Genomic DNA, 19,783 nt, shown 5'->3' with positions numbered 1-19,783 from the left:
AAATAATATCTTTCGGTTTTGGTGATCACAAGCCGATGTCTACTCCGAACATCAATCGCCTGCTTGTAGGCCATGCACCACGGTCGATGCCCCGGTTGATTCCTCCGGCATTAACTTCCGGATCCAGTCCGGAATAATTGGTTATCGTAAAGAGATTATTTGCCTGGATATACAGCCGCAGGTTCCTGACATTCTGAACATTCAGGATGGAATTCAGGTCGTAGCTCAGGTGCAGCTGCTCCATGCGCAGGTAGGAAGCATCCTCCATAAAATAGGTAGAGGGGTATTGACTGTCGGTATCATTGCCTTCCGCCTTGGGCATGGTCGCATTTGCATTGTTAGCCAGGTAAGGACTTCCCCAGGATTCATAGAGTCGCCGCTCGCTTCGGTTCCCCTGGAACTGGTTAAAGTCAATCCATCGTCTCACGTAGTTAACCATGTCGTTTCCATAGCTGGTATAGAAACGGGTAGAGGCCCGGAAGCCTTTGTAGCTCATGTTGAGATTAAGTCCCGAAGTAAAGAGCGGGTGGGGGTCGCCGATATAGGTACGGTCATCCGCCGTAATGACCCCGTCCCCATTGACGTCTTTATACTTGAAGCGGCCGGGTTCGTTGTAATCGCCCCCTTCTCCGAATGCCGCCGGATGATTGTCAGCCTCCTCCTGTGTCTGGAAGATCCCTTCAATCACGTAGCCGTAGAATTCGGGGAACTGTGTTCCCGTTTCCGCACGTGTATAATTCATTTGACGGAACGAGGATCCCTCCATGAACTCGTTGGCGTCTGAGGAGAGACGATTGACCTTGTTCTTGTAATGGGAGACGTTCAGGCTGATGCCATATTGCAGTTCCTCGTCCATGGCAGTACCATTGTATCCCACTTCCACATCGATACCGTTATTCTCCATCTCGCCCACGTTGATGGACGGAGCAGCAGCCTGACCCAGAACGTCGGGTATCCGCTGCGGGTACAGCATATCGCTTGTCACCCTGTTCCAGAGGTCAACGCTCAGATCCCAGTTGCTGAAGATTGTAGCATCAATACCGATGTTGGTGGTAGTGGTAATCTCCCACTGCACGTTGTCATTGCCAAGGCTGGCACGATAGAATCCCGAACTCCCCGGGCCGATATTGGCTCCCGCTATGGGGTAAAAGGAATTCGACTGGCTCGACGCATAGGTGGTGTAGGAGTTGTAATTTCCTATGCGGTCGTTACCGGTCATACCGTATCCTACGCGCACCATCAAATAGTCCAGCCAGTTTTCGGTGGAAGACATGAACTCCTCGTTGGTTATTCGCCAGGCCGCTGAAAACGCCGGGAACGTACCATAGCGATTTTCTTCGCCAAAGCGAGAAGAGCCGTCGCGACGCACAACTGCTTCCAGCAGATACTTTTGATCATAGGCGTAGTTTACACGGCTGAACATGGAGAACAGGTTCCACTGGCTTTCATTACCCCCGTTTATCTGGTTTTGCACCCCGGAGTTAAGCTGCATGTAGAGGGGATCACGCGAGAAGAAATTTTCCCGAGATCCGTTTCGCCAGCGATAGTTGTTCTGTATCGCCTCGGTTCCTGCCATCAGGGTAATATCATGGACGTCCGCAAATGTTTTCGAATAGTTCAGGGTATTTGTCCAGTTCCACTGCGTGCTGAAGGACGCAAATTCCCCAAGGCCGTCATACTTACCCCTTTCAGCGAAAGCTACTTCAACATAACTATAGTTCCTGACATCCGCGGTGTTGTAGTTAAAACCGACCAGCGATTTGAAAGACAAATTTTCTAAAATATCGGCCTCGGCAAATGCGTTTCCACTGAGGTTAAGGCCATTGGTCTGGTCATGCTGGTTCATATCAAGAGACCACAGCGGGTTTGTACCGTTCCCCGTGTTGGATGCCCGGGTTCCTGCATACGCTCCTTTGATATCGTACACCGGTACAATGGGCTGCATCCGGTAGGTATGGGAAATTACGGTTGCCTCGTTGTTGTTCGACTGATTTCCGTAGTCTTCGCTGTAGGTCAGTCCCACTTTTTCACCGACGCTCAGCCAGTCATTGACGTCAACACTGACATTGGAGCGCAGGTTGTACCGGTTGTAGCCGGTGTACTTTAAGATACCTTCTTCCTTCAGGTATCCGGCCTGGAATGCATAATTTGTCGTCTCGCTTCCTCCATTCAGTCCCACGCTGTATTCCTGGTAGACGGCATTACGTTCAATCTCGTCCATCCAGTCGGTACCCTGCTTGTTGGCGCGCATGATGATAAACGTATCATCTCCATCCTGGTGGACCATCTGGCGATCGTACAGACTCTCATCGACCTCGCCATTGGTACCCGCCGGCAGGATGTAATCAGGAATTGCAGGCTCATCACCACTGCCATACTGCGGGTGCACAGGATCATTTCCGTCATTCTTAGCCTGCAGCCAAAGCATTTCCCCATATTCCTGGGTATTCAGCAGATTATAGCTGTTGGCGTTTTGGGTGATACCGTTCCTTACCTTCACATTGACCTGAACAGGTTGATCCTTTCTTCCGCTCTTTGTGGTTACAAGCACAACCCCGTTAGAAGCACGGGCCCCGTAAATAGCCTGGGAAGCCGCATCCTTTAAAATGGAAATGGATTCAATATTTTCAGGGTTTACCGGAGCACCGGGCACCCCATCAACCACCCACAAGGGTTCATTGTCATTAATAGTAGTCAGGCCGCGAATACGAATACTGGCTCCTTCACCGGGCGTACTGGATTCCACAGCAGTAACACCGGAAACGGCTCCTTTTAGCGCTGAAGAGGTATTAACAACGCTTACATCTTCCAGGTCTTCCGAGCTGACAGAAGATATGGAGCCCGTAACCTCTCCGGCCTCCTGCGTTGCGTAGCCCACAGCCACAACTTCACCCAGCTGGTTGACGCCGGGTTCCAGTGCCACATTAATTTCCTGGCGCCCGTTAACCGGTACCACCTGCTCGGCATAACCGATAAAGGTAAATACCAGGGTCGCATCACTCGGAACTTCAATAGAATAGTTACCATCGGCGTCGGTGGCCGTACCCCTGCTCGTTCCCTGCACCGCAATATTAACACCGGGCAGGGTTTGATCAGTCGTAGCATCAATCACCGTACCACTCACTTCTATGTCCTGAGCCGTTGCAGAAAATGTACTACAGAAAACCAATCCTGAAAATACAACCAACAATGCTATCCATTTATTTGAGGAATATAACTTCATATTAAATTGAGTTAATTGAACATTATGAATTTACTTTATTTCGCCTTTAAGGAATTGAAAGGTGAGAACACAACAGTTCTTCTCCGTACCTATTTGCTGACTGCAATAGATAATGGATTGGATTCAATCCACAAACTGCTATGAATACGATAACAAAACCAATGTCCTTGGAAAGCAAAAACTAATCCTAATCATATCCTTCTCACCATCTTTCCGTTGTAATAGACGCTCTGAAAATTGCATACCCCCAAATTTTTTTAAAAAAATCCTGAGAAGAAAAAATTTTTTTTCATCTGTATTTTAATAAGACCTCCCCACACCCCCAAAAAACCGCATACAATGAACAAAAGGTAGATATCAGTGTGAAATTATTTTCATAGATCCTCACGGTGCCCCTGCATACAACCCCGGCAATAATGTCCCAGTCCCCTGCCGAACGGATGAAATTAGAAAATTAAGTACAAATTCTGTGCGCATTACTTCCGGGCCGGCTGCAAAAAGAGTGGCGCCTTGTCATTAATCCCTACTACAACAGAAGAGAAACCCTGCCCGGCTGAAATTCCTTCGATATCCCTTATTTCACCTCTGATCCTCAGGCTGACCGGCGAAGAGCCCGATATGCCTCCCGGTCTGCCCGCCAAAAACCATCCGTAACTGGCATCATAACGGCCGCCAAAGACAGGACGAACATCGTATAAGTTGCCGCCCGCTACTATATCAGAACGACCATCCTGATTCAGATCGCCTGTATAAAATGCAAAAATAGGTGCAGACTGCATCGCCGCCGGGAGCGAATGTATTTTGAAGGTGCCATTGCCTGTATTTTCAAAATAGACAGAAGCCAGGCTTGTGACCCTCCTGTGAAGTACACGCTGCAGTTGTTGTTCTCCAAAAATATCAGTCAGTGACTTATTAGCATAGGATTCGTACGTCGGAAAGCGGTTGCGTAAAATACCGATAGACTTCAGCAACCGATCCCTGGGGGCCACCGGAAATACCTTGTTCTCTCTGGTATAGCCGATAATTGGATCAGCATTGCCCTGCCCGGTAAAATCAGCAGCATACATTACCAAAGGCTCGGTTTCCGAAACGTCAAATGGGGTATTCAGCCCCATGTTGCCCGCCAGTATATCAACATCACCGTCCCCGTCCACATCGGCCATGTGGAGGCTCTGCCACAGACCAGCAGGAGATTTAAAGGATTCATACCGTTCAAGCTTGCCATCCTTCGCCTGGAATACGGTCACCGGCATCCAGTCTCCCGCCACGACCAGCTCCATCCGGCCGTCTCCGGTTATATCCGCTTTTCCGGCCGCACTGACCATACCGATAGAGCGCAGGGCAGGACTGACCGTCGACGTTACATCCCTGAATGTTCCATCCCCCTGGTTTTCGAGCAAATACTGAGAAGGTATTTCGCCATAGCTGCCGGGGACAGAGCGACTGCCGACAAACAGGTCCATCCGGCCGTCGCTGTTGAAGTCTATCGGTACCACCACTGACCCATTAGCACTAACTTCCGGAAGAGCCCCCGAAGCAGCAGGTGAAAAGTTGCCCTCTCCGTCATTAAAATACAGCCGGTCGGCAAGACGTCCGTCATCTCTGCTTCGTTCGTCGCCCCCGCTTGCGGTATACAGGTCCGGATGGCCATCACCGTCTGCATCAAAAAAAGCAGCAGCTACATCTTCGCCCAGGGCGTGCTTTTGGAAAGTGGTGTTCTCCCCGTACTCGAAATGCCCTGCTTCTCCCTGCAAAAAAAGAGCTCCGGCCTGCCGGGCCGCACCGCCTACGTAAAGATCCTGCATCCCGTCCCCGTTGACATCAGCCACGGCCAGGGGAGGACCCATTGCTGACAGCTGATAAGGCATAAACGGCTGTACCTTGAATTCATCAAAATCATTTTCGCGGTGCCGGAATTTAGCAGGCAATGGGGTACTCCTTTTCTTCAGCGGCTTCGGATCGTCCTGCTGTTCAATAACTTCGTTTCCGGCCTCCTGCTCAACAACAGTAAGTTGTTGGTTGGCCGGCACCTCCTTCATAAACGTTTTTTTTCCGGCAGGCCAAATGATGACAAGACTGTCTGCATGATTGGCCTCTCCCAGACCGAAAAAAAGACGCGGATCAACCGAAGACTGATACCCTCGGGAAGGAAAAAGCTCTGCGACCTGTCGCCTCTCCCCGGCGTACACTATGGCTTTGCTGCCTACTCCCCTGGTGTTGGGGCCCTCTCCCTCGAGCTTCAGTGCCAGGTAACTGCTGCTATCCTGTTCCCTTGTCAAATTCCGGTATAAAGCAGCCTCCGAATTAATGTTATTAACAACAATATCAAGATCACCGTCATTATCTAAATCCCCATAGGCTGCTCCGTTCGAATAGCTGGGGATGTCCAGCCCCCATTCTTCCGTCTTATCTGAAAAATAAAAAGCATCCTCATTTTGATACGCCCTGTTTGGAATTTTAAGCTGAGGCATGCTGTCAATCACCGAGATATTCTCTTCCGTCATCCCCCCTTTCAATGATTGCTGCATCTCATCTCTTTTTACCATGGCCAGATAATCCATGTTGTTGGGTCGTCGATAAATGCCATTTGAAACATACAGGTCTTTTGAACCATCATTATTCATGTCAAAAAGCAGAGCCGACCAGCTCCAGTCGGTAGCCTGAACGCCGGCCATGGGGGCAATATCAGCAAAAAATGGGACGGCACTGCTGTCCTGAAACAGGTTCAGCTGCAACGTATTCCGTATGAGCTGCGGATGGTAACCGTAGTCACGCTGAATGGAATACAATTCATAAGGCTCACTGCTTATCGCTGTTTTCAGCCCTTCCTCCGTGTATGGCAGCATATCCACAACGGCTATATCGGGCCTGAGGTCATTATTGATATCCGCTATATCACTGCCCATGGATGCCCGGCTGGTATGGCCCGTGCTCTGCGGCAGCACGTCGCGAAACGTGCCATCCCCCTGGTTCAGGTATAAATAATCATTTTCATGAAAGTCATTGGTTATATAAAGGTCGGGGTAATGGTCGCCGTTCAAATCACTGACCGCGAGGTCCAGCCCGTACCCCAGGGCCGTGTTGTGGATACCAGCCTCTTCGGTGACATCCGTAAATGTTTCCCCGTCATTGCGGTAGAGGCGATCTCCCGCTTTGGGGCTGGCGGACTGCTGCTGGTCACGGGGCTTAAATGTATCCTTGTTATGCACCGAATGATTCACAAGGTACATATCCAAATCGCCATCCCGGTCCATATCAAAAAATGCAGCCTGTTTGGAATAGCCCCTGAACGCAAGACCGTACTCCTCTGCTTTTTCCGTAAAAGTGGAGTCCCCGTTATTGATGAAGAGCTGATTGCGCCCCTTTTTGGTCCTGTAGTGCACATTGGACACATAGATGTCAAGCAGTCCATCCCCGTTGATGTCGGCCATGGTCGTGCCGGTTGTCCAGTCTCCGGATCCTCCCACCCCGGCCCGCTCGGTGATATCCCGGAATTTAAAATTGCCTTCATTCAGATACAGCCTGTTGGTTCCCATATTAGCAGTTAAATAGATATCGGGCCGTCCATCCCCATTGACATCTCCTATCGATACCCCGCCGCCGTCATAAAAATAGAGGTAGTTGACAATATTGAAATCCGGGGTCTGTTCCACCCGGTTTGTGAATGAGAGGTTGCTTTGATCCGCACTTATATTTTCAAAACGGGGCGTCGGTTTATCACCTGCACAGCCGGCAAACCCTAACAGTACACCTGCAAAAACAAACTTAGACACTATTTCCCGTAGATTCCTAATGCTATCCAATAAATTCATAGATCCTTTATCAACTAAACTACTGTGAGGATATGTCCCCCGGGCTGAAGCCATGTACAGGGCCTTTTGCGGCTTTTTGCGAGGCAGACGAAGGCTGAATATCCCAGTGATTTTTTAATGATTTCTAATAATGATAAACCAAACAGAGTAATACAAACATGATTTTCATCGTCTAATTCTTTTTAAAAAAAGATCCTTATGCAAATGGGCAGGCTGATCGGACTGTATGGCCAGCAGAATATCCGTAGTACTATCGGTCGAGGCAATCCGTTGTGTTTCCTGCTTTAAGATTTGTTGTGGAACAATACATTATCCGAGAGCCTTCAACCGTTACTGCCAAGCCGTTGCTGCAAGTCGTTCAACATAACTGAACCATATCCACCAGATTATTTAACCTGATGCATGTTCTTAAATTTGGGGGCACCTCCATGGATAACGCCCAAAACTGGCACCGTGTGCTGAATATCATAAGACAGTACAAACAGCCGTTTATTGTTGTCTCGGCCACTGCCCGCACAACCCGCCAGCTGCTGAATGCCGCCCAGACGGCTCTTTCTGATCCTGAGCAAGCCCAAAAAGAAGTATTGAATATCCAGCAGCGCCACCTAGAACTGGTTGCCAATTTCTTGCACGAATGTTCCAGCCATGCCCCCGCCGTCGGCGATCGCTGCAAACAATGGATCTACACCCAGGGCAAGCGGTTAATGCGTCGGCTGGATAACATCCACCATGCCCGACATCTCAGCGAGCGGGACAAAGATGCTGTTTTAGCTACCGGCGAACTTCTTTCCTCCTATCTCTTGGCACAATGTGCCGAAGCCTGCGGGCTGTCCACGCACTGGATTGATGCCGGCAGGGTGATACGTACGGATTCAAATTTTGGCGATGCCCAACCCGACATCGACTGTATACGCTCTTATATTTCACAGGAAATGCAATCCATTGCCAGCCGGCAGATCCCCATAATGGGAGGTTATTACGGGAAAAACGCGGGCGGTGATTTCACAACCCTTGGCTTTGAAGGCTCAGATTTTTCAGCCAGCATTGTCGGGGCGGCCCTGTCGGCCCGATCTATTGAAATCTGGACGGACGTGAGCGGGATTTACACCTGCGATCCGCGGATTGTCGCCAATGCCCGGCCTGTGCCCAACCTCAGTTTTGAAGAAGCAGGACAGCTTGCTCACTTCGGGGCGAAAGTGCTGCACCCATCCACTACCTGGCCCGCTGCCCGCAAAAATATCCCGATCCTGGTAAAAAATATATTCAGTCCCTGCCAGCCCGGAACCACCATCAGTACAGAGGGCGGCACCAACGGACTTGCCAAAGCCATGGCTCTTAAAAACAATATGGTGACGTTAACCGTAACAGCCGAAAGACCGATGCCGGCTGAAAACCTGCTGGGCGCCATGTTTGATCTCCCGGAGGCCAAGCGGCTATCTATGCAGATTCTGACCTTGACCGGAACCTCATTCACCGCCGCTGTAGAGCAGGCTGATGCCGGCCGCAAGCTCATTCCTGTATTGGAGAACCTGGGGTACGTTGAAATAATTGAACATCAAAGTATAATCGGCCTTGTAGGCTGCACCCCTCGCCTAAGCTCCATACTTATGGGGCACATGCTAGATAGTTTTGATGCAGAAATGCTCAGCTTGCTCTCATTCAATCCCACCAAACGCATTTTAAACGCAGTTGTCGATGAGCGGAATGTCATACCCGCTGTACAAGCACTTCACAGGCGTCTTTTCTTGGAGTCACAGTAATTACGACTCGCCCTCGGCAGGTGCCTGTTCAGCGGGGTCTACAATTCCCAGTCGCCGGGCCCGCTCCATCCATTTTTTGCGGGCCATCTTCTGCATATCCTCAATAGTATCCACTTCGTCAATGATTTCCATCCCAAGCAGGGTTTCCACCAGGTCTTCCATGGTAACCACGCCCGCGAATCCCCCATATTCATCCACGGCCAGAGCGATGTGCTCCTGTTTGCGCATAAGCCGTTCGAAGAAATCCTGGAGCGGCATCATTTCAGGTACAATCAGGATATCCCGCTTGAATTTCTTGAGCGGCATCGACAATTCACTGCGTGCCATCATCAGCAGTAAATCGTTTTTCAGCACATAGCCTGTAACTTCATCACGGGCCTCACCATAGACCGGCAGTCTGGAAAAATGAAGCTGCTCCACATTCTCGCTAACCTCTGCCACTGTACGGTTTTCATTGAACCCAACAACAACCGTCCGGGGAGTCATAATATCCTTCACACGCAGGGAGCTGAAACGGATAAGGTTTTTAAAAATGCGGGATTCCTTCTCTTCAAATACCCCCTCCTCTACTCCCAGATCCGCCAAAGCACCGAATTCTTCCCGGCTGAAGCTCGGAGAGTCTTCATCTGATAACCAGCGGGTGATAGCTTGGGATATCAGCACAAAGGGGTAAAGCAGGATCATCAGCAAATTCAGCGTCTTGGCCGTAAACGGAGCCAATTTTCGCCAGTATGTCGCTCCAATGGTTTTCGGTATTATTTCTGACAGCACCAGGATAAGCAGTGTTAGAACGGCCGAAGTCGCTGCGACATACCCTTCGCCAAAGATAATCTGTGCCTGGGCGCCCACGCCGGCTGCACCCACCGTATGCGCGATGGTATTTAAGCTCAAAATAGCTGAAAGCGGGCGGTCTATATCCTCCTTGTAGCCGCGCAGCAACTTGCCTGTCCTGCTCCCTTTACGCTCCATGATGGCCACATACGAATGGCTTACCGATAGCAGCACGGCCTCTAACATTGAGCAAAGAAAAGAAACCCCGATGGCAAGTAACAAATAAAAAATAAGTAAACCCATAGGCCCAAAATAGAATAAAAGTATCTTTTTAAAAAGATATGGATCACAAAATTAAGAAAAAGCATTTAGCTCTATGCCTCTGATGGTTATATTAAGCACCAACTTAAAATAAGATTATCTTGCTTTCATTAAATAATATATCACTTACATTTGGCGATCAGCAGTTATTGAAAGGCGTCAGCACACTCATAAATCCTGGCGAGCGCATAGGCCTGGTGGGACCCAACGGGGCTGGAAAATCGACGCTGTTGAAAATTATCGCAGGCCACATAAAACCTGATGAGGGCAGCATCAACACATCCAGGGAAGCAACCATAGGCTATTTGCCCCAGGACGGCGTGGAGCCCGATCCGGGTTGTTCCGTCTATGAAGAAGTTGAACGAGCCTTCCAGGAGATTCGTGAGCTTGAAAAACGGGTCCGGCAACAACAGCAACAACTGGGTGCCATGGACAAGGAATCCCCAGAATACCGAAAAGCGCTCGAACAACTGGGCACCATGCAAAACAAGCTCGAACAGTCGGGGGCCTATACCCTGCGGTCTAATATAGAGAAAGTACTGATGGGACTGGGTTTTGGACCAGAGGATTTTAACCGTTCGACAACCGAATTCAGCGGGGGATGGCTGATGCGTATCGCACTGGCCAAACTGTTGCTCCAGCGCCCCACTTACCTGTTGCTGGATGAGCCCACCAACCACCTCGATATTGAATCGCTGCGGTGGATGGAACAGTTTTTAACCAACTACGAAGGGGCCGTTATCATTGTTTCTCACGACAAGGCCTTTCTCAATACCATTACCAACCGCACCCTGGCCCTGGACCGTGGAGCCCTGCTTGATTATGCCGGGAACTATTCCTACTACCGAGAGAAAGACAAGGAGCGGCAGGAACACCTGCGGAAGGCTTATGAAAACCAGCAAAAAGAGATCAGGGAAACCCAGGAATTCATCGACCGTTTCCGATATAAGGCCAGCAAAGCCAAACAGGTACAGAGCCGTATTAAAAAGCTCGAAAAGATGGATAAGATTGAGCTTGACGAGCACGAAGAAGAAATTTCCTTCCAGTTTCCGCCGCCCGAGCGCAGCGGTGCGGTGGTGATGAAACTGGAGAATGTCCATAAGCAGTATGACTCCAATGTAGTGTTCGGTAATCTTTCCTATGCCATCGACCGCGGCGATAAAATTGCTGTTGTGGGTCCCAACGGGGCCGGGAAATCTACCATGATCCGAATTATCGCCGGACTTGAAGACTTCGACGGTGGCAACCGTGAGCCGGGACATAATGTCACGGCGTCCTATTTTGCCCAGCACCAGGCTGATGAGCTGGATCTCGACAGCACGGTCTTTGATATCATGCGCGAGGCGGCACCGAAGGCCAAGGAGACCCGGCTTCGCACTATCTTAGGCTGTTTCCTCTTCCAGGGAGACGATGTTTTTAAAAAAGTTTCCGTGCTCTCGGGCGGCGAAAAAAGCAGGCTGGCGTTGGCTCGCATGTTATTGATGCCCGCGAATTTTCTAATCTTTGACGAACCGACCAACCACCTGGATATGCAGTCCAAGAAGATTTTGCAGCAGGCTCTTGAGCAGTATGAAGGCACCTTCATGATCGTCTCCCACGACCGCGATTTTCTAGATCCCATTGTTAACAAGGTACTGGAGGTGCGTCCGGATACCACCAATACCTTCCTGGGCAACGTATCCTATTACCTGGAAAAAGTGGAAGAGCGCGAAAAAAACCGCGCTGAACAGTCATCTTCCGGCTCTTCGGATTCCGGCAAGAACAACGGCCTGTCGCGCAAGGAGGAACGCCGTCTTGAAGCCCAAATAAGACAGAAAAAGTACCGGCAGCTCAAACCGCTAAAAAGGAAAATAGATCCCATTGAAGAAAGCATAGAACAAAAAGAAGCGCGGAAAAATGAAATTGAGGAAATGATGGCCCAACCCGATTTTTATGATGACGAAGAACAGGTCAAGGACCTATCACTGGAATATGAGAAGCTAAAAGGGGAACTGGTTGAAATTTATGCCGAATGGGAGGAACTGGCCATGGAAATCAGTGAAATAGAAGAAAAATTCAGCTCCTAGCGAACAGCAGGCAGGTTCCACGACCGGGAAACAGGCACTGCATACATACCATCCCTTGTCTAATTTTAAAACACAATTAACTTTTAACGCAGCTATCACGGAATGAAAAAATTAAAAAATAAAGTAGCGCTTATTACGGGTGGAACGCGCGGGATGGGCCGGGCTGTAGCAGAACTATTTGCCAAAGAGGGCGCCAGCGTTGTTATCAACGGCCGGAATAAAAAGCTCGGTGAAGAAGTAGCCGGCAGTATTGTCGCAAGAGGAGGAACGGCCACTTTTATGGCGGCTGATATACGCACGCCGGAAGCTAACCGTCAGCTTGTTAAAAAAGCCGTTCAGACCTACGGCCGGCTTGACATCCTTGTTCCCAATGCCGGCATGCTTGGACTGGGTTCTGTAACCGAAGTAAAGGAGGAGACCTGGCACCGCACTCTGGATACCAATCTCAATGCCGTCTTCTACTTGCTTCGCGAGGCTATCCCGGAAATGCGCAAGACAGATGAACCCAGCTCTGTTGTGGTAACGGGATCCATCGCAGCACACAAAGGCTTTCCCAACCACGCGGCCTACTGCGCCTCAAAAGGGGCTGTGGAATCCCTGGTCCGGCAGGCCGCAGTAGACTATGCACCGGATATCCGCATCAATTTAATTCAGCCCGGCCCGGTGGAAACGAAATTATACAAGGATTCAGCTGCGGCCTTCCCGAATGCTGATACCATCCTGGATGAAGTGCCCGGCTCCCTCCCGATGAAACGTGTCGGGTCACCCAGCGATATTGCCCAAACGGTGCTATTCCTGGCCAGCGAAGACTCCTCATGGATTACGGGATCGGTCATTACAATTGACGGGGGCGCTTCGGCCGCAGGATAGCACGGCTCTCCATCCCTCAGCCGGCAAAAATTTGTTCCCTGCTCCGAAATGCCTTGAATTCCAGTGCATTACCGCTGGGATCCTTGAAAAACATCGTTGCCTGCTCACCAGGCTTGCCCTTAAAGCGAACATAGGGTTCGATAATGAAATCCATCCCCTTTTCTTCCAGTCGTTCAGCGAGCTTTTCCCACTCGTGCCATTCCAGGATCAGCCCGAAATGCTTTGCCGGTACGTCATGCCCGTCAACATCATTCAGGCTCGATTTTCCCGCCTCATCCGGACTCAGATGAGCTACGACCTGATGTCCCCAGAAATTAAAATCGATCCATTCGTCCGTACGGCGTCCGGTGTCACAGCCCAGTACATCACGATAAAAGCGGAGGGTGTCTTCGAGATCAGCGACCGGAAACGCAAGGTGAAAAAGTGGAGTTGTATTATCCATCGTCATTAAAACTTGATTTGTATTTTATCTGTGGTCATACTCCCAGTACAGCATAATATACATTAACTTATTGTGGCTTAGCACTATTAGACCAGCAGCTCGCGGCAACAAGACTTTTTTCTCTCGGATAACAATATCCGGCCATAGCTCATTGAACTTTCACATAACCAGACTCTCATGTCATCAGAAAAGATTACCTTCGAAGGCGCATTTGGCGATCAGCTTGCCGCCCGCATGGACCTGCCCGAAGGCACCATCCGTACCTATGCCCTCGTTGCACACTGTTTCACCTGTTCAAAGAATCTGAGACCGATAAAAAATATAAGTGCCGGATTAAACGAGCGCGGCATAGGCGTTTTCCGATTTGATTTTACAGGGCTCGGTGAAAGCGAGGGCGATTTTGCAGATACCAATTTTTCCTCGAATATCGACGATCTGATTGCAGCTGCGGGGTATATGCAAAAACATTACGGTGCTCCCGAGATCCTTATTGGCCACTCCCTCGGAGGAGCGGCGGTTATTCAGGCTGCTTCCCAGATTCCAGCCGCCCGGGCGGTGGCTACCATTGGAGCCCCCTCCAATCCCGACCATGTTAAAAAAAACTTTGGAGCCAAACTCGATGAAATAGAAAAAAAAGGGCGAGCTACCGTTACCCTGGCCGGACGCGACTTCACCATCACCAGGCAGTTCATAGAAGATCTTGAAGCCAGCCGCATGGACCAAAGCATTAGAAACCTTAACCGTGCGCTGATGATTTTTCATTCACCGGTTGATAAAATCGTAGGCATAGACAATGCCGCCCACATCTATAAGATGGCACGCCATCCCAAGAGTTTTGTCTCCCTCGACAATGCCGATCACCTGTTGATGGATGAAAAAGACAGCACCTTTGTAGCGGAAGTCCTTGCCAGCTGGGCGAGAAGATATTTTTGACAACCGATTGAATTACAGATAACTTGTGCTCTAACAATAGGATTGAATCAAAAATAAAACAATATACTGTCATGACATTATTTAAAAATATTTCTGTGGTCCTTTCAATGATGCTGTTTGCGATGGGTTGTGCGCAACAGGAATCGCAGGAGGAGAATATGCAGTCTGGACCGCAAGTTGAACAAGAGGTCGAAGAAACGATGTCCAATGCACCGGAATTCTCCAAGACGGTGGCCGTCATTCACCCTACTGAGGGCAATGAGGCTTCCGGTACGGTCACCTTTACCAAAACAGCTGATGGCGTACAGGTTCAGGCTGAAGTAACGGGCTTGGCCGAAGGGAAGCACGGTTTCCACATCCACCAGTATGGGGATTGTACAGCTGCTGACGGGACCTCGGCCGGTGGACATTTCAACCCGGCAAGTAATGATCATGCAGGGCCGACCGCTGAATCGCGCCATATGGGAGACATGGGTAATATTGAGGCCGATGCGGATGGAAACGCCACCATTGATTACGTAGATTCTACTATCGATATCAACCAAATTATCGGCCGCGGTATTATCATCCACGGTGGAGAAGATGATCTGGAATCTCAGCCTACCGGTGCTGCCGGGCCACGCATGGGATGCGGTGTTATCGGAATTGCCAGCAATTAACACCCGGGCAACAAAACTGATACATTTACATATAACCTGTCAGGCCATACAAGGTCTGGCAGTTTTTTTTGGGACCGGCCCATTGCCTTTCTTTTCAGGAATGTTCCAAAAAACTAAGGGTCAAACGACCTCCTCCCTGTGGAGCGAGGTAAGAAAAAAGAAAATGATGATTCCAGCGCAAAAAGTGAGAACGGATACCATCATCAGGGATCCTGCGGGACGAATGATAAAAAGAGCGGCGATAAACTGGGCAATGATGATGGCGTACAACATGACGGCTATACTAAGGCGATTTATTTTATCCAGTAAATTTGCCCCAAGGGGAGCACCCAACACGACGAAAGGGATACAGACCAGCCAGTAATTGATCGCCTCCGGCTGCATATCAGCTATTAAAAAGCCGTGCATCAGGCTTCCCACTACGGCATTTGAAGTCATCAGAACCACAGAGGTCGGCGTAGCCACTTTTTCAGACAGGCCGTATTTCATTGTAACAAAGGAAAAAGTGCAAATATCAATTCCATTACCAAATATTGCACTCAATACCCCCCCCAGCACACCTACAAGGACCAGTTCTGATTTCTGGCAGGCCGAAAGACGGGGCAGTTGCTGCCGGGTATCGCGCTTGCGTACGTGGTTAATCACAAAAAGTGCAATGCCGAAACTGAGCCAGAAAGAGACAAACATCATCTTCGCATAGGCCGCCGGCACCAACGGCGCTACCCAGAGCGTTCCTCCAACAACCCCGAATAGCCCTCCCGCCCCTGAAAGCAGCAAATAAGTCCGCTCAAGCGAGATTCGCTTGGCAATAATCCAGAGAGTTGCCGCGGTCATGCCGATGCTTTGAATAGCCAGGCTGAAATTACGGGCGACCTCCGGTGTAATATTGAAAACCAGGGTCATAACCGGATAGGCAATAGCCCCCCCTCCCTCAGAACTGATACCGGCAATAAACGAACCAAAAATCATAGTCAAGGACATAAACCAGTTGTCGTTAAACAACCCCCACTGTCCCGTGAACTGCATGTAAGAAAGCCAAACCACATATACCCCGGCTACGGGCAGAACAAAATAAAGGAAAGGCCTTCGACTCGTGAGCGAACTTAAAAAAGAGACAGCCATTTACAATATAAAAGTTTCAAAATCAGCGGTACGGCTATCAAGGAAATGCAAAGATCGATAGAAAGCAAGTGTAAATTATGTCCGGACGAAGGGCTGGCAGGCAGCTTTGACCCCAAAAAAACTACTCAAAGATGGTCTGGGAGACAGTTTGAGCTTGACCTTACTTGGGAGAAGAAGTAAGTTGGAAAAACAGGTTCATCAATTCCAACCTAAACATCTACGATCATTATGTCCGTACTAAAAGTCTTAGAGATTATGAGCGAGTCCAAAGAATCATGGGAAGATGCAGCAGAGGAGGGGATAAAAAAAGCCTCTCAAACCGTTAGCAACATCAAATCGGCCAATATTCAAAACCAGAGCGCAACCGTTTCCGACGGCAAGATTACTTCTTATCGCGTAAACCTTAAAATTTCCTTCGAAGTTGACTAACCTTTGAGGTGGATGGAGCCCATTCCGTAGTATGGACTCCATTACCATCCTATTGTCAGGCTATGCGGGCTTCCAGCTTTTCATCTTGTCGTCAATGACCTCGCGAAGACGGCTTACGGGCACCCGGTCCTGCGTCATATCATCGCGATAGCGGATGGTTACCGTATCCTCTCCCTCCGATTCTACCCCATCAAAATCAACCGTTATACAAAAGGGCGTTCCCGCCTCATCCTGGCGGCGATAACGCTTACCAATGGATCCGGACTCATCATAAAGTACCTTGTAGTCCGCTCTCAGATCGCTTTCAATCTTGTGAGCCAGGTCTTGGAGCTTGTCTTTTTTAATCAGCGGAAAAATGCCCACTTTTGTCGGCGCGATCTCCGGGTTCAGCTTCAGTACGGTCCTCGTATCCCCATCCACTTCCTCCTCGCGATAGGCATCACAGAGGGCCATCATCACAGCCCTGTCCAGCCCGATGGACGTTTCGATGACATAAGGAGTATAGCGTTTCTGTTTTTTCTGGTCATAATACTGCAATTTCTTGCCGGAATACTCCTGATGCTGGGAAAGATCAAAATCCGTCCGGTTGTGGATACCCTCCACTTCCTGCCAGCCAATGGGATATTGATATTCGATATCAGCTGCACTTGCTGCATAATGGGCCAGTTTGTCTTTGGGATGAGGGTGCGTGCGCAGCTTATGTTCCCGGATACCCAGGGTTTTGTGCCATTTCAGGCGTTTGCTGAGCCAATTCTCATAGCTTTCCCCATCGGTACCGGGCTCCACAAAGTATTGCATCTCCATCTGTTCGAACTCGCGCATGCGAAATACAAACTGACGTGCCACCACTTCATTGCGGAACGCTTTACCGACCTGTGCAATGCCAAATGGGATTTTCTGCCGTGCGGTGTCCATCACATTCTTGAAATTCACAAAGATGCCCTGCGCGGTTTCGGGCCGCAGATATACCGCATCGTCATCATCAGCTGATGAGGTTGCCCCGAACTGCGTTTTAAACATCAGGTTGAACTGCCGGACCTCCGTCCAGTCGAAAGCTCCCGATTCCGGGGCCCGGATCTCGTTATCCATGATAATATTGTGAAGGTCTTTGCACAGCCCTTCGCGCGAACCGGCCGTGTCCAGCAGCTTCTGCAGTTCATCAGCTTCCTCCTCCTTGCCCTTTCCCCGCAGCTTGGCAATATGCCCTTCCACCAGCATATCCGCCCGGTACCGCTTGTTTGACTGCTTGTCATCAATCATCGGATCATTAAACCCATCCACATGCCCGCTGGCTTTCCATACTTTCGGATGCATAAAGATGGCCGCATCCAGCCCTACGATATTATCGTGACGCTGGGTCATCTCTTTCCACCACAGCTCACGGATATTCCGCTTCAGCTCGGCTCCCAGGGGGCCATAGTCGTATACGGCTCCCAGACCTCCGTAAATTTCAGATGATTGAAAAATGAATCCACGCGCTTTTGCCAGAGACACAATCGTATCCAGGCTTTCAAGTTCGGTAACGGACATGTAACTTCAGTCAATTTATAGTTAAACAATTCAAAAGACGCCCAAAGATAGTAAAAATTACGTCTTTAATTAATTCTCCTTTTATTCTTATTTTCAGGGTCGTTAACAGGGCAGCGAATCGATCTTGGTTCCCTGCTGCTGCAATAATACAGACTCTGTAAATCATACAAACTTGACTAAAAAAATGCATTCATATCAAATCGGTATACTCGGTGCCACCGGCGCTGTCGGACAAAAATTCATTCGTTTACTTGAAGACCATCCCTGGTTTACCATTACAAAACTGGGAGCATCAAAACGTTCGGCCGGGAAAAAATATAAACAAGCCGTGCACTGGGTCGAAAAAACAGAGCTGCCGGCTGCGGTAGCTGATATTACGGTTTCTGAATGTCATTCATCCAACTTCGGAGAGGTCGACTTTGTATTTTCCGGTCTCGACTCTTCTGTTGCCGGAGATATTGAACAGGAATTTGCCAGTGCAGGCATTCCCGTTATTTCCAATGCAAAGAACTACCGCATGCACGACCAGGTACCCCTGCTTGTGCCCGAAGTCAATCCTGGTCATGCAGAACTTATCAGCAGCCAACATTTTGACAGCGATGGCAAGGGATGGATTGTTACCAACCCCAACTGTGTTTCGGTGCCATTGTCCATGTCTCTCAAACCACTGGACGAAGCCTTCGGCATCGATTCCGTGGTTGTAACCTCCATGCAGTCGGTCTCCGGGGCCGGATATCCAGGGGTCCCCAGCCTGGATATTATCGCCAATGTGGTTCCCTATATCGGGGGAGAAGAATCCAAAGTGCAGACAGAAGCCACAAAGCTGCTTGGACAAGTAAAGGGCAATACCACTGAATTTCGATCATTCCCCATCCAGGCAACAGCTGTGCGCGTGCCGACTATAGAAGGACACCTGTTATCCGTGTCGGTCAAGCTGAAGAACCCGCCGTCTGACCTTGACGAGGCCAAAAAAGCATTTGCTGAATGGCAAAATCCCATTGCAGACCTTGGGCTTCCCTCTTCCCCCCGGCAGCCTGTGAGGCTCTATGAGGAAAACCGGTATCCCCAGCCACGGCTGCATGCTGACCGCGAAGGCGGCATGCAAACGGCCGTAGGACGCCTGCGGGAAGGCACCGTCATGGATCTGGGCTATGTGACCATGGCGCACAATACCATCCGCGGGGCCGCGGGCGGTGCGATCCTCAATGGTGAGCTCCTGGCTGCCAAAGGATATTTTGAATCATAACCTCCGAGGCAAGAGTTCTGGATTCAGCACGCTGGATTCAGAACTCTTTCTCCTCCCCTCCCTCTATCTCGTTAAGCCTGTATTCCGAAAGCTGCATCCGGGCACGCGATACAAGATTCTGCGCTTCCTCCCGGTCTTTTCGCTTTATTTTCAGCGTTCGGCTGCCCGGTTCGGTCCCCGGAAGCCCCTGAAAAGCACGCATCGAGGTCCCCTCCAGAATAATCTTACCGCTAAACCAGCCCTTTTCGAACGTTATGTCTTCCAGGCTGCCAAAGGGAATATGAACTGATTTCATCTCTGATTCCAGTACTCCCACAAAACCGTCCACCAGCTTATACTCCAGCTCCAGCCCGGAGGGGCTGGATTTGATGAGGCCCTTTACCTCTTTCAATCCATGCGAAACCCCTGTTATCTCAAAAGGAACCGTTCGATGACCTAAATCCATATATCCAAAATATAGCGTTCACAGTAAATGCATCACATGATATGAAAAAAATCAAAAAACTTTGTAAGGATTCCCCCCGAAAACGGTCTTACTAACAGATCCTCTCCTAAAAGAGGTCGGTTGTTATATAACTATAACACAGCTGAGATGTCCT

The 19,783-nt window shown here is 49.7% G+C and carries 14 protein-coding genes; 7 read left to right on the top strand and 7 right to left on the bottom strand.

The annotated features are described in order from the left end of the window. Nucleotides 1-25: 25 nt before the first annotated feature. Nucleotides 26-3,223 (bottom strand): SusC/RagA family TonB-linked outer membrane protein, encoded by a 3,198-nt coding sequence (locus tag FN808_RS10565; protein ID WP_142714559.1) that lies wholly within the window; start codon nt 3,221-3,223, stop codon nt 26-28. Between the two features lie 476 nt (nt 3,224-3,699). Further along, on the bottom strand, nt 3,700-6,996 hold the full coding sequence (locus FN808_RS10560) for a VCBS repeat-containing protein (protein WP_185958351.1): 3,297 nt from the start codon (nt 6,994-6,996) through the stop codon (nt 3,700-3,702). A gap of 437 nt (nt 6,997-7,433) precedes the next feature. On the opposite strand from FN808_RS10560, the gene FN808_RS10555 reads away from it, so the two are divergent. Next, nucleotides 7,434-8,795: an aspartate kinase gene (locus FN808_RS10555; protein WP_142714557.1), complete on the top strand. Its 1,362-nt coding sequence runs from the start codon at nt 7,434-7,436 to the stop codon at nt 8,793-8,795. Here the strand turns inward: FN808_RS10555 and FN808_RS10550 are convergent, their stop codons facing one another. Then, a complete protein-coding gene (locus tag FN808_RS10550; protein ID WP_142714556.1) occupies nt 8,796-9,869 on the bottom strand; it encodes a hemolysin family protein in 1,074 nt (357 codons plus the stop codon). 119 nt (nt 9,870-9,988) lie between these two features. On the opposite strand from FN808_RS10550, the gene FN808_RS10545 reads away from it, so the two are divergent. Both FN808_RS10545 and FN808_RS10540 read left to right on the top strand, forming a co-directional pair. Further along, nucleotides 9,989-11,953, top strand: coding sequence for an ABC-F family ATP-binding cassette domain-containing protein (locus FN808_RS10545; RefSeq protein WP_142714555.1), 1,965 nt, complete (start codon nt 9,989-9,991; stop codon nt 11,951-11,953). 102 nt (nt 11,954-12,055) lie between these two features. Next, nucleotides 12,056-12,823 (top strand): SDR family NAD(P)-dependent oxidoreductase, encoded by a 768-nt coding sequence (locus tag FN808_RS10540; protein WP_142714554.1) that lies wholly within the window; start codon nt 12,056-12,058, stop codon nt 12,821-12,823. Between the two features lie 16 nt (nt 12,824-12,839). Here FN808_RS10540 and FN808_RS10535 read toward each other — a convergent pair whose 3' ends face one another. Next, nucleotides 12,840-13,271, bottom strand: coding sequence for a VOC family protein (locus tag FN808_RS10535; protein ID WP_434084133.1), 432 nt, complete (start codon nt 13,269-13,271; stop codon nt 12,840-12,842). Between the two features lie 171 nt (nt 13,272-13,442). On the opposite strand from FN808_RS10535, the gene FN808_RS10530 reads away from it, so the two are divergent. Together FN808_RS10530 and FN808_RS10525 are read left to right on the top strand one after the other, a co-directional pair. Then, nucleotides 13,443-14,198, top strand: a complete 756-nt coding sequence (locus FN808_RS10530) for an alpha/beta hydrolase family protein (RefSeq protein WP_142714552.1) — start codon at nt 13,443-13,445, stop codon at nt 14,196-14,198. Nucleotides 14,199-14,269: 71 nt separating this feature from the next. Beyond that, entirely contained in the window at nt 14,270-14,857 is a 588-nt protein-coding gene (locus FN808_RS10525) for a superoxide dismutase family protein (protein WP_246068333.1), read from the top strand. Between the two features lie 120 nt (nt 14,858-14,977). On the opposite strand, the gene FN808_RS10520 is transcribed toward FN808_RS10525, so the two are convergent. After that, nucleotides 14,978-15,838 (bottom strand): sulfite exporter TauE/SafE family protein, encoded by an 861-nt coding sequence (locus FN808_RS10520; RefSeq protein WP_185958350.1) that lies wholly within the window; start codon nt 15,836-15,838, stop codon nt 14,978-14,980. Between the two features lie 369 nt (nt 15,839-16,207). On the opposite strand from FN808_RS10520, the gene FN808_RS10515 reads away from it, so the two are divergent. Further along, complete coding sequence (locus FN808_RS10515; protein ID WP_142714550.1) at nt 16,208-16,408, top strand: dodecin family protein; 201 nt, start codon at nt 16,208-16,210, stop codon at nt 16,406-16,408. A 60-nt stretch (nt 16,409-16,468) separates the two neighbouring features. Here the strand turns inward: FN808_RS10515 and FN808_RS10510 are convergent, their stop codons facing one another. After that, nucleotides 16,469-17,938: a glycine--tRNA ligase gene (locus tag FN808_RS10510; RefSeq protein WP_142714549.1), complete on the bottom strand. Its 1,470-nt coding sequence runs from the start codon at nt 17,936-17,938 to the stop codon at nt 16,469-16,471. 184 nt (nt 17,939-18,122) lie between these two features. On the opposite strand from FN808_RS10510, the gene asd reads away from it, so the two are divergent. Beyond that, entirely contained in the window at nt 18,123-19,184 is a 1,062-nt protein-coding gene (gene asd, locus FN808_RS10505) for an aspartate-semialdehyde dehydrogenase (protein WP_142714548.1), read from the top strand. Nucleotides 19,185-19,221: 37 nt separating this feature from the next. Here asd and FN808_RS10500 read toward each other — a convergent pair whose 3' ends face one another. Then, a complete protein-coding gene (locus tag FN808_RS10500; RefSeq protein ID WP_142714547.1) occupies nt 19,222-19,629 on the bottom strand; it encodes a hypothetical protein in 408 nt (135 codons plus the stop codon). Nucleotides 19,630-19,783 lie beyond the last annotated feature (154 nt).

The sequence above is a fragment of the Fodinibius sediminis genome (assembly GCF_900182555.1).
GTDB lineage: Bacteria > Bacteroidota > Rhodothermia > Balneolales > Balneolaceae > Fodinibius > Fodinibius sediminis.
Note: the sequence above shows the minus strand (reverse complement) of the source record. Positions and strands in the feature narration are given on the sequence as shown.

Coding starts and splice junctions, on each gene's coding strand:
- FN808_RS10565 (WP_142714559.1), bottom strand. CDS start 3,223: ATGAAGTTATATTCCTCAAATAAATGGATAGCATTGTTGGTTGTATTT.
- FN808_RS10540 (WP_142714554.1), top strand. CDS start 12,056: ATGAAAAAATTAAAAAATAAAGTAGCGCTTATTACGGGTGGAACGCGC.
- asd (WP_142714548.1), top strand. CDS start 18,123: ATGCATTCATATCAAATCGGTATACTCGGTGCCACCGGCGCTGTCGGA.
- FN808_RS10520 (WP_185958350.1), bottom strand. CDS start 15,838: ATGTCCTTGACTATGATTTTTGGTTCGTTTATTGCCGGTATCAGTTCT.
- FN808_RS10530 (WP_142714552.1), top strand. CDS start 13,443: ATGTCATCAGAAAAGATTACCTTCGAAGGCGCATTTGGCGATCAGCTT.
- FN808_RS10500 (WP_142714547.1), bottom strand. CDS start 19,629: ATGGATTTAGGTCATCGAACGGTTCCTTTTGAGATAACAGGGGTTTCG.
- FN808_RS10515 (WP_142714550.1), top strand. CDS start 16,208: ATGTCCGTACTAAAAGTCTTAGAGATTATGAGCGAGTCCAAAGAATCA.
- FN808_RS10550 (WP_142714556.1), bottom strand. CDS start 9,869: ATGGGTTTACTTATTTTTTATTTGTTACTTGCCATCGGGGTTTCTTTT.
- FN808_RS10510 (WP_142714549.1), bottom strand. CDS start 17,938: ATGTCCGTTACCGAACTTGAAAGCCTGGATACGATTGTGTCTCTGGCA.
- FN808_RS10535 (WP_434084133.1), bottom strand. CDS start 13,271: ATGACGATGGATAATACAACTCCACTTTTTCACCTTGCGTTTCCGGTC.
- FN808_RS10555 (WP_142714557.1), top strand. CDS start 7,434: ATGCATGTTCTTAAATTTGGGGGCACCTCCATGGATAACGCCCAAAAC.
- FN808_RS10525 (WP_246068333.1), top strand. CDS start 14,270: ATGACATTATTTAAAAATATTTCTGTGGTCCTTTCAATGATGCTGTTT.